This is a genomic window from Roseivirga pacifica (assembly GCF_900111145.1).
GTDB lineage: Bacteria > Bacteroidota > Bacteroidia > Cytophagales > Cyclobacteriaceae > Roseivirga > Roseivirga pacifica.
In genome coordinates this window covers 278,866-296,486 of sequence record NZ_FOIR01000003.1, presented here as the reverse complement: position 1 = coordinate 296,486, position 17,621 = coordinate 278,866, and the positions used below count along the sequence as shown (strand labels likewise).

The 17,621-nt window shown below is 45.2% G+C and carries 1 protein-coding gene; it reads left to right on the top strand.

Annotation, left to right across the window (positions count from 1 at the left end; translation table 11 throughout):
- The first annotated feature begins 32 nt into the window (after positions 1-32).
- Entirely contained in the window at positions 33-17,618 is a 17,586-nt protein-coding gene (locus BMW98_RS16390; protein ID WP_090259903.1) for a PKD domain-containing protein, read from the top strand.
- The last annotated feature ends 3 nt before the right edge of the window (positions 17,619-17,621 follow it).

The following is a 17,621-nucleotide window of genomic DNA, read 5'->3' as shown; positions in this document are numbered from 1 at the left end:
TTCTATTTTAGTGTTGAACCAAGCATTAAAACGTGTCCACCAACGACCTGTCATCTACACTATGGTGCGCAAGCATTGGCAATACTGTACGCGCTGTATTTATTGCCATTTTTTTGCTAGCCCCCTTTCTAACTAACGCTCAAAACTGCTCAGTAAATGCCGGTATTGATGCAAGCTTTTGTATCAATGAAGATGTGACCCTTAGTGGGGGGGCTTCGGGTAAGATAACCGGTGCTACTACTTGGGCGCTCGAATCAGGCCCATCCGTAGTTATTGAAAACCCTAACGATTTAAATACACGTGTTTTAGGTGTTCAGGCTGGTCAAACCTACGTTTTTAAACTTTCTGCTACTTGCGAAGATGGTTCTACGGTTTCGCAAACGGTAAATGTGGAAGTGCTGCCAATCACTGAGTCACAGGTTCAGCCATTTAACGATAGCTGCCCTGGTACTTACTCAATTCAAGCCAATAGCCCGGGGGCTAACGAAACTGGCGAGTGGGTCTTTCAAAATGGTGCCAACGATGCCCAGCTAACGGTTTTGGATGTAAGCAATCCTTCTACTAATGTGATTTTACCTGAAGGTAGTTTTGGAACAACTAATTTGGTTTGGAGAATAACCAATGCAAATGGCTGTGTAAGCGAAGATGTTATTTCTATTACTAATTACGGTACAGAGGACCCTGTTTCTGCCGGAAGCGACCAGATTTTGAGTAACTGTTTTACCGTAACCACCGCCACAAACTTAAACGGTTCTTTTGCTGGAGATGGACAAGGTGAATGGAGTTTTGTTTCGGGCCCCGCATACCCAACATTCGATAATATTAATGATCCAGGCGCTCGTGTTTCTGGTTTGGTGGAAGGTACTTACACTTTTAGGTGGACAGTAAGTGGCCCATGTGTTACTGGTTCTGATGAAGTTACGGTAACCGTTCCGGCTGGTACTCAAAATGTAACCAATGCCGAGGTAGCAGTAGCCAATCATTTCTTCTGCTCGCCTGTTAGTCAGGTTACGCTGGAAGGAAATGCGCCTGTTTATGCAGGTGAGCGAGTGTTGTGGGAACAAGTTAGTGGCCCAGCAGGCGTTGTTTTTAACCCAAATAATCAGCCTACAACTTTGGTTACGGGCTTGGATGGTTCATCTACTTACAAGTTCAGGTATAGTATAATTAACGATAATACTGGCTGTAATACCATCTCGGGTGATGTTACTGTTCAATATTTTCTTCAAGCACCCTCTATCACGGTAAACAGCGGTAATGCACTGGAAGGAACCTGCAACGATTTAGAAGTTGAAGTTCCTTTCACTTTTACAGGAGGTAATAAAACCGAGTGGCGAATTATTTCAGGGCCTTACACTACCAACTTTAAGTCTGTTGGTGGAAATACCTTGACATATGAGTTTGAAGAGTCGGGTGTGTATGAATTGATGTTTAAGCGATTTACCACAACCAATGGCGAAGTTGTGGAGTGTGGAGTTGCTTTTGATGTGGCTACAGTGGTTGTTGCCAATCAACCTACACCTTCAAACCCGGGGACAAACCAAACCCTGGACTGTAGTGTAACCAGTACTGAATTGGTTGCTAATGCAGCCGAAGAAGGTGACGGGCAATGGTCGCAAGTGGAGGGGCCAAGTACGGCAACTATTACTTCTCCAACGAGTCAAAAAACCACAGTTTCTAACTTAGTGCCAGGGGTGTATAAGTTCCGTTGGCTTATTTCTACAGAACTTATTTGCGGAGATGAACAGAACGATATTACCGTGACTGTTTCTGGAGCCAACCCGACTACACCCAATGCCGGTAGCGATAAGTTAATTTGCTACAGCACAGATTTTCAGTTGAACGGAAACACTCCCGGTGATGGTGAAACGGGACTTTGGACTGTCAGCCCATCTACGGGTGTTACTATTTCTAATACAGCCATCGCCAACCCAACAGTTAGCGGACTGCAGCCATCTACTAACTATACATTTACATGGACAATCTCCAATGCTTGTGGAGAAAGCTCAGATGCCGTTTTAGTAAGAACCAATAGTACTGAAGGGCCAACTACACCAGATGCCGGTGAGGATCAATGTCTTATTCAAGGCGGTTCTGCAATTACATCTTTCACCATGGATGCCAACGAAATTACAAAGGGTATTGGCCGTTGGGAGCAGGTTTCTGGGCCGAATACTTTGACCATTACAGATGTAAATGACCCGAAAACAACGATGACGGGAGCTACGCTGGGTGTTTATGAGTTGGCTTGGATTGCTAGGGAGGTGTTGTTTCCGTCTTGCGGTGAGGCTACTGATACTGTTGAAGTCACCATTTCAGAACAATTGGTTTCTGATGCGGGGCCTGATCAATCGGTGTGTGCAGATAACTTTACCATGGCGGCCGTACTTCCGGCAGGTAGTAGTGGGCAGTGGGTTCAAATAGTAGGAAATGCAGGTTGGACCGTTGATGATATTACCAGCCCTACCGCAACATTCAGCAATGTTTTACCAGGAAATTATGTATTTGACTGGGTGGTGTCCAATGGCAGTTGTACCCAAGCAGTGGATGAGGTGAACATTGTACTTTATGAGTCGCCAGCCGTTGCCGATGCCGGTGCCAACAGAATTGATGGAGATGGTGGAGCGCTTTGCCAACAATCAGCTTACACAATGCAGGCAACAAGCCCTGCTGTTGGTTCTGGTACTTGGTCTGTTGTGAGCGGTCCGAATTCACCTAACTTCTCAAGTTATTCAGATCCAAATGCAAATGTCTCTAACCTTATTTCGGGTGAATATGTATTTAGGTGGACGGTTTCTACAGGAGTAGGGGAATGCCCGCCAGATACTGATGATGTAACCATTCAAGTGGTGGCGCCTATGAGTGCTGGCAACGACCAAAACCTTTGTGATGTAACCAATTACACCTTAAAGGCAAACGAAGGTGCGGTGGGTACTTGGACCCAAGTAGGAGGGCCAGCGGTAGCTAGTTTAGTAACCACAAGTGATAATACAGCCACGGTTGTTATGACGCCAGGCAACAGTTATCAATTTCAGTTTTCTACCAGTGCGCGGTTTGGTTGCGTGGGGCAGTTCGATGTAGTAACCATTAATAATGGGGCGAGTATTGCCGAAACACCCGATGCAGGCCCTGACCAATCTGTTTGTACAGATAACCCAGCTTTAACCATTAACATGGCGGGTGTAGCACCTATACAACCCGGGGTAGAAGGTACATGGACAATTGTTGAGCAGCCAGAAGGCAGTACAGCATCATTTGACAACGAGAATGATCCGAATGCAGAGCTACTTAACTTTCAAGCCGGAACATATGTAATAGAGTGGACATTTGATTTCACTATACCCGGTGCTTTGGACTGTTCGCAACCAAAAACCGATGTAATGAAGGTTTTTGTTTACGATCCGGGGCAGGCACAAGTGGGACCTGATAAGGCTACCTGTATAGGCGAAGAGGTTCAACTAGATGCATTGCCACCTGCTGCGGGAATCGGTACCTGGACTTTAGAAGCTTTTGATGGAGGAGCTATTCCGGCAGGAGTGGTTATTAGCAGCCCTAACCTGTACAATACAACGGTTACTGGCCTTTCACAAACAGGTACTTATACCTTCCGATGGACAGTAACTAGCGGTAATGATGTTTGCCCACCTTCTATTGCAGACCAAGAAGTATTCATTGCTCCGGCTCCTGATACGCCAGACGCTGGACCAGATCAAGAAATTTGCCCTACGGTATCTACAGGCATAACCACGACCATGGCGGCTAATGCTGTGGTTAATGGCCAATGGCAATTTGTATCGGGGCCAACTACTGCCAACTTTACCGATGCTACCAACCCAACTACGGAGGTAACGAACTTGACAGCCGGTACCTATCAGTTTAACTGGGTAAGTAATTCGGCAGTGGCAGGTTGTTCCTTAAGCGATGCGGTAATTGTTAAAGTAAATCCGGTGATCAGTCAGGCTGAAGCTGGACCAGATATTACTACACAAACCAATGCAACCATAAACTTAGAAGCTACTGAGCCAGTTTCGGGTACCGGAACATGGTCTGTTGTTTCTGGTGATCCAGGTTTAAGCTTTGTGGATGCTAATGATCCTAAAACAGCCGTAACGGGAGCTGTAATTGGTACTTATGAATTGCGCTGGACGGTATCGGGAGGAGGAGCCTGTGCAAACAGTACCGATGATATGATACTTACGGTTATTGGAGTGGCCGACCTTTCATTAGAGAAAACGGTTTCGAACTCTTCTCCTAACCTAGATGAAGTGGTTACATTCAGCATAACCGTTAGCAACGATGGGCCAAACGATGCAACAGGTGTGGCTATTCGAGATGTATTACCATTGGGCTATGCACTCGAAACCATCCAGAATGGTGGTTCCTCAAATGGTAGCACCATACTTTGGAACAATTTAACCGTGCCGAATGGTAGCAGCACTACCGTTACATTTACAGCATCAGTGCGTTCGGTACGCATTAGAGAGGACGCCACACAATTGGTGTACTACAATATAGCAGAGGTAATTGCGAGCGATCAATTCGACCCTGATTCTTCACCAAATAATGACGATGGAGATCAGAGTGAGGACGATGAAGACTTTGAGCAGGTCGATACACAAAGCGCCAATCTTTCGCTGGAAAAAACAGTGAGCAATGCCACTCCAAATGTAAATGAAGCGGTAACCTTTACCATTAAGGTGAAGAATGATGGGCCAAACGAGGCCACTCACGTGGTTATTCAGGACTTACTTCCACTGGGGTATGAAGTGGTGACTATTAATGATGGTGGCGTGCAAGTGGGCAGGCGAATTAATTGGCCATTTAGAGACATTGCTGATGGAGCAACGGCTTCAGTTTCTTTTGTAGCAAAGGTTTTGGCACCAACTGATGATGGTATTCTCTTTTACAAGAACATTGCTCAAGTGGCTGCTGCAGATCAGGCTGATCTGAATTCAACCCCAAATAACTTTGACGATCTCCAATTGGAGGATGATGAGGATACGATCTCTGTAGTTCCTCTAAAAGCAGACCTAAGCTTAGTAAAGAGTGTCGCGCAATCTGGCCCATACAATATTGGTGATGTACTGGACTTTAAACTCACTTTATCCAATGCTGGGCCAAACGATGCAAGTGGTGTTGCCATTCAAGATGTTTTGCCAAACGGCTATGAATATCAGGCAAATTCGGCCTCAAATGGAGGGTTTACTAGTGGAGACACTTTAGCATGGAGTGGGCTGGCCATTGCAAATGGTGCTACGGTTGAGCTTACTTACAAGGCGAAAGTAGTTGCACCACAAGGGCAGGCTACGAGTTACAAAAATGTAGCCCAGGTTACGGCTAGCGACCAGTACGATCCTGATTCAGAACCAAATAACGATTCTGGTTTGCAGTTGGAAGACGATGAAAGTGCATTGATTCTAACGCCACAGTTTATTGACCTTTCGCTTAGCAAAGAAGTAGATCAGCTAACCCCGCTGTTAGAATCGAATATCGTCTTTACGATTACGGTGAGCAATGATGGTCCGTCTAATGCCACGGGTGTGGTAGTAAAAGATCTTTTGCCAACGGGCTATCAGTATTTGGCAGACAATGGAGAGGGTGCTTATAACCCAAGCACGGGTCTATGGCAAATTGGCGCTCTGGACCATGGTGAAACCCGAGTATTAAATATTCAGGCAAAAGTAACGCAAGAAGGTACGTTGAGCAACGGAGCTGAAGTAATTGAGGCTGATCAATTTGACATTGATTCCACACCAAATAACAATAAGCTGGAAGAAGATGACCAAGATGTAGTGCGTACTACGCAAGACGGTTTAATTGATGTAAGCCTGACTAAAACCGTGGATAACAGTAGCCCACTTATTGGGCAAAACGTGGTGTTTACATTGGTGCTCGCAAACGATGGTCCAAGCGAAGCCTCCGGCTTAATTGTGAGGGATGTATTGTTATCGGGCTTTTCTTATGTGTCTCATACTGGTGGAATTTATAACCCTACTACTGGTAGCTGGCAAGCAGGTACTTTAGGTGCAGGAGAAAGTAAAACACTAGAGATTACGGCCTCGATAAACGCTACTGGCGAATACACCAATTTGGCGCAGGTAATGTTCCATAATGAGGTAGATAGAGACTCTTCACCAGCAAACGGTGTGATTGATGAAGATGACCAAGATGGTGTAGTACTTACACCGCAAGCCTTGATAGATTTAAGCGTTGAAAAAACGGTAGACAACCCTACACCAGATGTAGGAACCATAGTCACTTTTACGGTGGAGGTTAATAATCTCGGTCCGAGTGAAGCTTCTGGTATTGAAGTGACTGACTTACTTCCTAGTGGTTACACCTATCTTTCATATTCTTCTAGCACAGGTACTTATAATCAGTTTACTGGGTTATGGGAACTGGATAACGCCATTGCAGCAGATGAGCAGGAGTTTCTGTTGATTAAAGCAAGGGTGTTGCCAACCGGAGATCGAGAGAATACTGCAGAGGTAACAGCCATAAACGAAACAGATGCTGATCTTTCAAATAATATTTCCAGCGTAACTACTGTACCAGTTGATGTTGTGGATATTGAAGTAGTAAAACACGTTACATCAACACAGCCTTTTGTTGGTAGCAATGTTACATTCAGCGTTACTGTGGTGAATAATGGGCCAAGTGATGCTACTAACGTAACGGTTGAAGATCTACTAGCCAGTGGCTTTACTTATGTGTCTGATGTACCGGGCAAAGGGACTTATGACGTGCTTTCAGGGCATTGGGCAATTGGTGATCTTGCTGCGGAAGAAGAGCAGGTATTACTGATTACAGCTTTAGTTAATCCAACGGGTATTTATGTCAACACCGCTGAGCTGATCAACTTGGATCAGAAAGATATTGATTCGAGTCCGAATAATGGTGTATTGAGTGAAGATGATATGGACGCTAAAACGGTCACTCCTCAAGACTTGGTTGATGTAAGCATAACCAAAACAGTTTCGAATGCAACACCAAGGGTTGGGTCGCTCATAAGTTTTGAGGTGAAGGTTGAAAACAGTGGGACAAACCTAACAACCGCTACTAATTTGGTAGTAACCGATCTGTTGCCAACTGGCTATACTTTGGTTACTTCATTGGCTTCGGGAGGTTCTTACAATGCCCTTACTGGCGATTGGTTTATAGGTGCACTCAACAACGGAGACAGTGAAACGCTTTCGCTTTACGCTAGGGTATTGCCAACTGGTGAATATGATAACACGGCAGAACTTACTGGTTTAACCCAGCCTGATATAGATTCTGAGGTCGACAATAATGATAGTAATGAAGATGACCAGGCAACAGTGGTGGTAACGCCTACGCCTGTATCCGACCTGTCGGTTGATGTTGCATACGCCAAACAAGATCCTTTTATAGGTGAGTTGATTAACCTGAACATTGAGGTGACAAATAATGGCCCGAGTGATGCAACAAATGTATTGATTGAAGCACAATTGCCATCGGGTTTAGAGTTTGACGGTTACACCGCAACAAGCGGGTTGGTTGATGGTGCAAATGGCCTTTGGAGTTTGAATAATTTACCTGCGGGTACATCAGAAAATGTAACCATACTGGCCAAAGTAAAGACCGATGCAAGTACCGACCCCTATAAAATCATAGCACAAGTTATTGCTTCGGATAATGAGGATCCTGATTCTTTACCTGATAATGATGAACCTACGGAAGACGATTATGATGAGGATAATCTTACTCCGGTAGATGTAGCAGATTTATCGCTCACCAAAACAGTAGACAATGCAACACATGTTGTTGGCGATCCGGTAACATTTACCCTTACACTAACCAATGATGGTCCAAGCGATGCAAATAATATTCTGGTAGAAGATTTACTGCCTAATGGCTACACATTTGTGTCTTCGACTGGAGATGGAACCTATGATGAACAGTATTGGTCGGTGCCAAGTTTGGCGAATGGAGCAACGGCAACACTTTCAATTTCTGCTAGGGTTAATCCTTCCGGAAATTACCAAAACGTAGCTGAAGTAATAGCGGTTGATGAACTCGATCCGGATTCTTCGCCAAATAACGGTTTGGCTACAGAAGATGATCAAGATTTGGTAGAAACTTCGGTAAATGCCAAGATTGATGTGAGTTTAACCAAGTCGGTTGATAATGTAAACCCTCATATTGGCGATGCAGTAACCTTTACTTTGGAAGTAACCAATGCAGGGCCAAATGTAGCCTCTAATGTGAGTGTGCGCGATGAACTAGCGTCTGGATTTATCTACGAATCGCATACTGGCGATGGCACTTACAGCCCACTTACCAGTGAATGGATTGTGGGTGGATTAACGGTAGGAGACGTTAAAACTTTGACCATCACCGCCACGGTAAATTCAACGGGATCTTACGTGAATATTGCAGAGGTTACCGGGCATACCGAGTTGGATAGCGACTCTTCTCCAGGTAATAATAAATTGAGTGAAGATGATCAGGATGCGGTAACTGTCGTGCCTGTTGAAGCACTGGATATCAGGGTACAGAAAATGGTGGATAACGCTACACCAAACGTAGGGGATCAACTGACTTTCACGGTGGGTGTATCCAATATCGGAGCGACCGCAGCTTCTGGTATTAAAATTTCAGATGTTTTACCAGACGGTCTTCAATATGTGTCCAATTCCACCACAAATGGAATTTACAATTATGAATTAGGGCTTTGGACACTAACCGAGGCTTTAACTTCTCAAGAGTCTACTGCGCTGCAAATTACGGCCAAAGTACTGGAAACCTTTACTGCCGATGGGTATCGAAACATTGCCAAACTACAGACGGTTTCCGGGCTAGATACTGATGCTAGTAACAATGCCGATACGGTTACAATTACTCCTGTATCCATTGCGGACCTGTCGGTTGAGGTTACTTCAAATGTAATCAGGCCATCAATTGGTAGTAACGCCACATTTACCGTTAAGCTTACCAATTCAGGGCCAAGCACAGCCAATAATATTCAGGTTGAAAATGTGTTGGGAGACGGCCTCAGCTTAGTTTCTACAACACCAGCCGCAGGAGTCGATTTAGTGACGGGCATTTGGAGCATTGCGACTTTGGGGCCTAATCAATCGGTGACGCTCCAAGGAGAAGCAACAGTTTTGCCTACCGGTGATTATGGGCTAATTGCTGAAGTGATTGCTGTAGACGAACAGGACTTAGATTCTACCCCAGGCAACGGTATTGATACTGAAGATGACCAGGATACGATTACCCTAGTGCCTGTTAGTCTAGTAGATGTGAGCTTAAGCGCAGCTTTTAGTGCGGCCAATCCGCTGGTTGGCGATCAAGAAGAATTTGTGATTACCGTGGTGAACGATGGGCCGAGTGTGGCTACCGGAGTAAATGTGTCGGCCGAACTAGGAACAGGCTTCCAATTGGTTGCATCAACTGCGCAAAACGGTACTTACACGGCTTCTTCCAAAATTTGGCAAATAGGAACTCTGAACGCAGGTGAACAAACTACACTTACGCTCACAGTGCTAATTCGCGATGCCGGTAAATACACTTTGGTAGCCGATGTAAGCTCGCTCAATGAAAATGATGTGGACAGCGAACCGGGTAACTTCAACTTTGCTGAAGATGATGGTACCCAAGAGGTAATTGTACCAACAAAAACACTCGATCTGGTTGTTACCAATGCGGTTTCTAACCAAACGCCATTAGCGGGAGCTTTGGTTGAGTTTACCATTGGTTTGGAGAATGAAGGGCCAAGCATTGCCCAAAATGTTGTGGTTTCAGCTCCGCTTCCGGCTGGTTATAATTTGATAAGGACTGTTCCATCCGTAGGAACTTATAATGCTACAACAGGAGAGTGGACGCTTTCAAGCACCTTAATTTCCGGAGCGAAAGCTACACTTTTGGTGCAAGCAAGTGTACTGCCAAGTGCTGCCCCAGCAGATTATAGCTACACAGCTTCCTTACAGAATTATACACCAACTGGACTTGATAATGATGCAACTAACAATACAGCTACTGTAAGCCCAACACCTCAGCAAACCATCGACTTGGAGCTTTCTGCAACAGCCGATAATCTTTATCCGAAAGTGGGCGAGCAGATTGTAGTTACATGGGTGTTGGAAAATAAAGGCCCTTCCGATGCTAGTAATGTTTCGGTAGAAACGGGTACTGGTAACGGTTTGAGCTATGTTTCGAGCAATGGAGATGGTACAGTAGACGTGCCAAACAAACTTTGGAATATTGGTGCTTTGGCATCGGGCACATCGGTAAGTATAGACGTGACTTACGAAGTGCTTAAAACGGGGCTTTACGGAGTCGGTTCAGAGGTGAAAACGGCTTCTCCAGATGATATTGATTCTACACCGGGTAATAAAAGTGGAGGAGAAGATGATCAGGCGGTATTGTATGTATTCCCGACAGAGCTAGTTGATGTTAGCCTAAGTGCGAGCGTGAATAATAGTACACCAAATGTTGGCGATGAGGTAACCTTCACCATTACCGTTGATAATGCTGGCCCGAGCGATGCTACCGGATTGGTAATAAGTGGCATACTGGCCGATGGCTTGGCTTATGTAAGTAATACGGTTTCTAACGGAAGCTTTGTTCCAGCAAGTAGTGCTTGGTCTCTATCTGGCTTGGCAGAAGGAGCTACAGAAACGCTAACCATAACAGCCACCGTATTAGATGCGGGAGCATATCGACTTAATACGCAGCTAACCAAGCTCAATCAAAATGATGTGGATTCTAGTCCTGGTAATAACGACCCGACAGAAGATGATCAGGCGGTGGTAACGATTACACCACAGAGTGTTTTAGATTTAGTTGTTACCAAAACTGCTACTAACAGTTCTCCAAAAGTAGGTGGTTTGGCCGAGTTTAACGTGAGTGTTGCCAATCAGGGTGTAAGCACTGCTTCAGCTGTTCAGGTAGAAGACGTTTTACCGGCAGGCTTTAGCTTTGTGAGCTTTACCTCAACTTCTGGTCAGTACAACGCGGCCAATGGTATCTGGACAATCAATACGGATATTTTATCGGGTGAAACAGAAAGCCTGAAGTTAGTGGCTAAAGTAGTAGAGGCTGCGGCAGCACAGTACGAAAATACTGCTGAGATCACCAGCTATCAGCCTGCCAACACTGACGTGGACCTTACGAATAATAGCGCAAGTATTACGCTCACACCTATTCCACAAATTGATTTAGAGTTACGAAAGAGAGCTTCCAAGTATTTGCCAAATGCGGGTGAAGAAATTGATTTCACTATCACAGTTGTAAATAAAGGGCCAAGTACAGCAACAGGTGTTGTGGTAACTAGCCCGATTGCCACAGGGTATTCTTTCGTTTCTGCTGATCAACCAGGTAATTATGATCGTGCTTCGGGTGAATGGAATGTAGGAACTCTCGCGCCTGGTCAATCTGCGCAATTGATTATAAAGGTTAATGTTCTGTCAAACGGGGACTATACTTCGTTTGCAGAGGTAATAGCTGCTGATCAAGAAGATGAAGATTCAACTCCGAATAATGGGGATAGGACGGAAGATGATATTGCTTTGGTACCGGTGATGGAGCAGGATTTAGTTGATGTAAGCCTCACAAAAACAGTTGATAATGCTGCACCTAATGTGGGCACCAATGTGAACTTTACCGTTACAGTGACTAACGATGGTCCAAGCACCGCTACAGGTGTAGCTATAACAGATAGACTTGGCGATGGTTTGCAGTTTGTTTCTTCTACAGCTTCGCAAGGAACTTATAACGAAACAGGTGCGGTATGGACGGTAGGAACATTAGCATCGGGTGCGTCTGCTACCTTGATGATGACCGCCTTGGTACAAGAAAGCGGGGACTATGTGAACGTAGCGGAGGTAACAAGCTCCCAGAAAAATGACCTGGATTCTTCGCCAAACAATAACAATAGCAGTGAAGACGACCAAGCCGAGGTAACAATTGCCCCAGTTGAAGTACTGGATTTGCAAGTGGTAAAAACTACATCGAACGCTAGTCCACTAATTGGCCAACCTGTTGGGTTTAGCATAACGGTGACCAATAACGGCCCAAGTACAGCCCAGTATATTGAAGTAACTGATCTGCTCAATCCGGGCTTTCAGTTTGTAACAGCCACTGCTACCAATGGAAAGTATAATAAGACTACGGGTGTTTGGGCTTTGAGCGAGCCGCTGGGTGTAGGTGAAAGTGAAGTGCTGCAGTTAGCAGCCACGGTGCTTGAAAACCCTGACCCGAATAGCTACATCAATACGGCCGAAATTACGGACTATTTACCAGCGGGGGCAGATACTGATGCTACGAACAATACCTCTTCAATAACCCTTACGCCAAAGTCAGCAATCGACCTTTCGTTAACTAAGAGCACGAATAAGCCGATTCCGCAAGTAGGTGATTTGGTTACTTATACTTTGGCTGTAACCAATGCGGGTCCGAGCACGGCCACAGGGGTTTCCGCAGAATCTATTTTACCAAGCGGTTTACAGTTCGTTTCTTCTTCAGCCCCTTCTAACTACAATGCTACTACAGGTATTTGGAGCATTGGTACGGTGGCTAAGGATGAAACTAAAAAACTGTTGATCGATGCCATAGTACTCGCCTCGGGCGATTATGAATTGGCGGCAGAGATTGTGGCTGCTAATGAAGAAGATTTGGATTCGACACCTGATAATGGCGATGAAGAAGAGGATGACTACGATTCTGTTGTAATCCTTCCTCGCGCCTTGGTAGACATCAGTTTGGCTATGGTGGTAGACAATGCCACGCCAACGGTAGGTAGCAATGTTACTTTCACGCTTACACTTACTAACGATGGCCCAAGCGATGCCACAGGTGTAAACCTAACAAATAGACTTGGTTCAGGCTTTAGCTTGGTTTCAGCAACAGTTTCTACCGGAAGTATCAATGAATCTACAGGTTCATGGAATGTGGGTGGATTGACTGCAGGTGCAACGGCAGAGCTAACTGTGCAGGCGCAAGTCTTAAGTACTGGTGTCTATACCAATACGGGCGAATTGACAGGCCTAACGGAGGTTGATGTAGACTCATCTCCTTCTAATAACGATCCGAATGAAGATGATCAGGAAAGCATTACAATAACACCTGTTCGTGTGCTCGATTTGGTTGTTACTAATTCAGTAACCAACAGCACGCCAGTGGTAAATGAGGTGGTAGAGTTTGATGTTTCCCTGTCGAATGCTGGCCCAAGCGCGGCTACGGGCGTTTCGATTACAGACCTTTTGCCTTCCGGTTACGCTTTTGTGAGCTATACGGCCACCAATGGTTCCTATGTAGAAAGTACTGGGGTTTGGACGCTCAATGGAAGCATCATTTCTGGGCAAACAGAGGAATTAAAGATTTTCGCCAGAGTGTTGGAAGACACTCCGGCCAACTACCAAACTACCGCAGCAATTACGGCATATGCTCCGGCTGGTACCGATGTGGATGTTTCTAACAATACCGCATCAGCTACCATTACTCCAATCGTTCAGGTTGACCTTGAGGTGTTAATGGAAGTGAGTAAAATTATCCCTACCGTTGGCGAACGTGTTACATTCACACTTTCCGTAGGTAACCGCGGCCCAAGTACGGCAACCGGGGTGGTGGTAAATGATCTATTGCCATCTGGCGTAAGCTTTGTCTCTGCCAATCCATCGGCCGATTACAATGATGCAATTGGCGATTGGACTGTAGGTAGTTTGGCTGCAGGTGAGATCAAGCGTTTGCAAGTAGTAGTAGATGTGCTGGCCGCAGGAGACTATGAAAACACGATGGAAGTAACGGCTGCGAATGAAACAGATGTTGACTCTACCCCGAATAACGGTGTGGTTGATGAAGATGATTATACATCTATCACGCTCTTTGAGATTGGTTTGGTTGATGTGAGTTTAGCACAAACAGCGAGTAACTTGAACCCAGTAGTGGATGATGAGGTGACTTTCACTGTAAGTGCGAGTAATGACGGCCCGAGCGATGCAACAGGCCTAAATGTGCTTCATACATTAGGATCAGGACTAACTTATAAGAGTAGTACCGCAAGTGACGGAACTTATGATGCTAACACTGGCACTTGGCAGATTGGCGGTTTGGTAAATGGAAATACAGCTACATTAACAATAACCGCAACTGTAGACAACGCTGGTGAATATACCAGCCTTGTGGCTGTTTCGGCACAAAACGAGAAAGACGTAGACTCTGCGCCTGCCAATAACAATGTGTTTGAGGATGACGAAGTGTTACTCACCCTTGAGCCAATTAGAGCGCTAGATATTTCAGTGAGCAAATCAGTTTCCAACACAACGCCTACAATTGGAGATGCCATAGAGTTTGACGTGGTGGTTGCTAATACAGGGCCAAGTTATGGCGGAAATGTAGTTGTCCGCGATTTACTGCCAGCGGGTTACACTTACCTCACGTCAACCGTAACGGCCGGAACTTATAATTCGGCTTCGGGACTTTGGAATCTGAATTCGTTGCTACTGCCGGGGCAAACCGAATCTATGAAACTCTTTGCGCGTGTGGTTGAAGTGAACAATCCTTCGCAATACACCAATACCGCTACACTAGTTGGTTACTTGCCAGCCAATGCGGATACAGATGCATCTAATAACCAAGCAAGTGTTCAGGTAAGCCCTGTAGCTCAAATTGACTTGGAAGTGTCGATGGATGCTGATGATTTGGCACCTTTTGTAAATGAAGAAGTGGTGGTGACCACTACGCTAGAAAACAAGGGGCCGAGCACTGCAACACAGGTTCGGGTGGCGGTACCAATTCCAAGTGGTTATACGGTGGTAAGTGCTAATTCAGCGAACTACAATTCTAATACGGGTATTTGGACAATCAATAGTTTGGCGGCCAATGCCAGCCAAGAGCTAATACTTCGCTTAGAAGTTGAGGCAACAGGCGATTATGATTTGTCGGCTGAAGTAATAGCGGCAGGGCAGAGCGATTCCGATTCTTCTCCTAACGATCAAATGGGAGACGATTATGCTGAGTTAGATTTAGACATACAGAAGTTGGTTGACTTAGTATTGACAAGTGTGGTGTCCAACACAACGCCTGAAACTGGAGAGGTGATTACCTTCACATTTACATTGATGAATCAAGGGCCATCTATAGCAACAGGCGTAATTGTATCGGGCAATTTGGGTACTGGCTTAAGTATTGTTAACTACAGCGCTTCACAAGGTTCTTTTGACCCTACTACACGGGCGTGGATTGTAGGTACAATGGACGTTGGAGATACTGAAGCACAAACCTTGGAAATCCAAGCGCAAGTAAATGCCAGTGGTACTTTTACTGCAGTAGGTCAAGTTACTAGTGTTAATGAAAACGCAGTATCTGTTCCTGCCAATAATGACCCAACAGAGGCGGACCATACCGAGATCAACAACATAGTACCAATTCCAGTATTCGATTTGATTGTTACTAATTCGGTTTCGAATAGTACGCCAATAGTGAATAAGGTTGTAGAATTTGACATTACACTTTCTAATGCAGGTCCAAGTAGCGCAACAGGTGTGGTTGTTACCGATCTGCTGCCAGCAGGCTATACTTTTGTGAGTTATACGGCTACAAATGGTACTTATGTAGAAGGAAATGGTAATTGGTTGCTCAACGGAAGTATTACTTCGGGGCAGTCCGAAGCGCTAAAGATTTTTGCGAGGGTTTTGGAAGCAGCGGCTACGGACTATGAAACTACAGCATCTATTTCTGCATACGCCCCATCAGGAGCAGATACTGATGCTACCAACGACCAAGCAGTTGTTCAAGTAACACCAATACCTCAGATTGATTTAGAGGTATCGATGACGGCAGATAATATGTCGCCAACGGTAGCAGAAGAAGTGGTTGTTACTACCACTATAGAAAACAACGGGCCGAGTACTGCAACTCAAATACAAGTATCGGTACCAATTCCAAGTGGTTATACGGTAGTCAGTTCAAGCACAGGGAACTACAACTCAAGTACTGGGGTCTGGACAATCAATAGTTTAGCGGTCGGTGCAAGCCAAGAGTTAATACTTCGCTTAGAAGTTGAGGCAACAGGCGATTATGATTTGTCGGCCGAAGTAATAGGGGCAGGGCAGAACGATTCCGATTCTTCTCCTAACGATCAAATGGGAGACGATTATGCTGAGTTAGATCTAGACATCCAGAAACTGGTTGACTTAGTGCTGACAAGTGCGGTGTCCAACACAGCGCCTGAAACTGGAGAAGTAATCACCTTCACATTTACGTTAATGAACCAGGGGCCGTCCGTAGCGACAGGCGTAATTGTATCGGGCAATTTGGGTACCGGTTTTAGCTTTGTAAGCTATACTGCTAGCCAAGGTACATTCGATCCTGTAACGAGGGCTTGGGTAGTAGGTACAATGGAGGTTGGAGCAGGCGAAGCGGCAACTTTAGAAATTCAGGCTCAGGTTAATGCTAGTGGTACCTATACCGCTGTTGGTCAGGTAACCAGTGTAAATGAAAACGCTGTTTCTACTCCTGCCAATAATGACCCAACAGAGGCGGATCATTCAGAAATCAATGATATTATTCCGAGCAATGCCATTGACTTGTCTTTATCGTCTTCCGCAGACAGCAACACGCCATTCGTAGGTTCGCAAGTAACAGCCAATTTTGCAGTACTCAATCAGTCTTTGAACCCGGCATCTGGCGTAGTCATCGGATTCAAAATTCCTGATGGCCTTAGAGTGGTAAATACGAGCCAAGCCTTTGATGAGGTGAGTAGTACTTGGACGGTCGTAGGTGGTGTAGACAGCGGACAGGGCAAAGAAATTACCTTTATTTTCGAGGTTTTAGATGAGGCGGCAAGCTATGAGGTAACTGCCGAAGTGATTGCAGCCGATCAAAACGATGTGGACTCTACGCCAAACAATGGAGATACTACCGAGGATGATTACACCAGTTTAACTTATCAACCTGTTTCAGCAATCGATCTTGAACTGGCAGTGTCTTCGGACATAAGGCCAGTTATTGGTACCGAAACAACCCTAATTGTTGAGCTCAAGAATACTGGAGCCAGCGTAGCAGAGCAGGTAGAAGTGGCTACTTCAATTCCTGACGGGTACCTCTTAATCGATGATTTTGCCTCAAAAGGTATTTATGATAATAATGCTGGTATCTGGAGCATAGATAGACTCGCCAAAGACGAAGTTATCAGGCTAGAGTTAACTGTGGAGGTGGGCAGAGAGGATAGCTACAACTTCTGTGCTGAGGTGATTAGTGCCATAGGGGTAGATATTGATTCAACACCGAATAATAACATTCTTTCTGAAGACGATCAGGCTTGTGTGGAGGCCTACCCAATTGTTCAGATAAAAATTCCTGAAGGGTTTACACCAAATGGGGATGGTATTAACGATGTGTTTAGAATCGAGAACCTAGAGGTGAACTACCCGAATTTCAGATATGAGATATTCAACCGTTGGGGCGATAAGCTATACAGCTATCAACACAATGGTGACCCAACGGCTGAGCCGGAATGGTGGGACGGACGCTCTACACAGGGCAGAACAATAAACGATGACAAGGTATCGGCATCTGCTACCTATTACTATGTCATTCATTTTAACGATTCGGACAGAGAGCCAATTACTGGTTGGGTTTATGTAAACTATTGATGA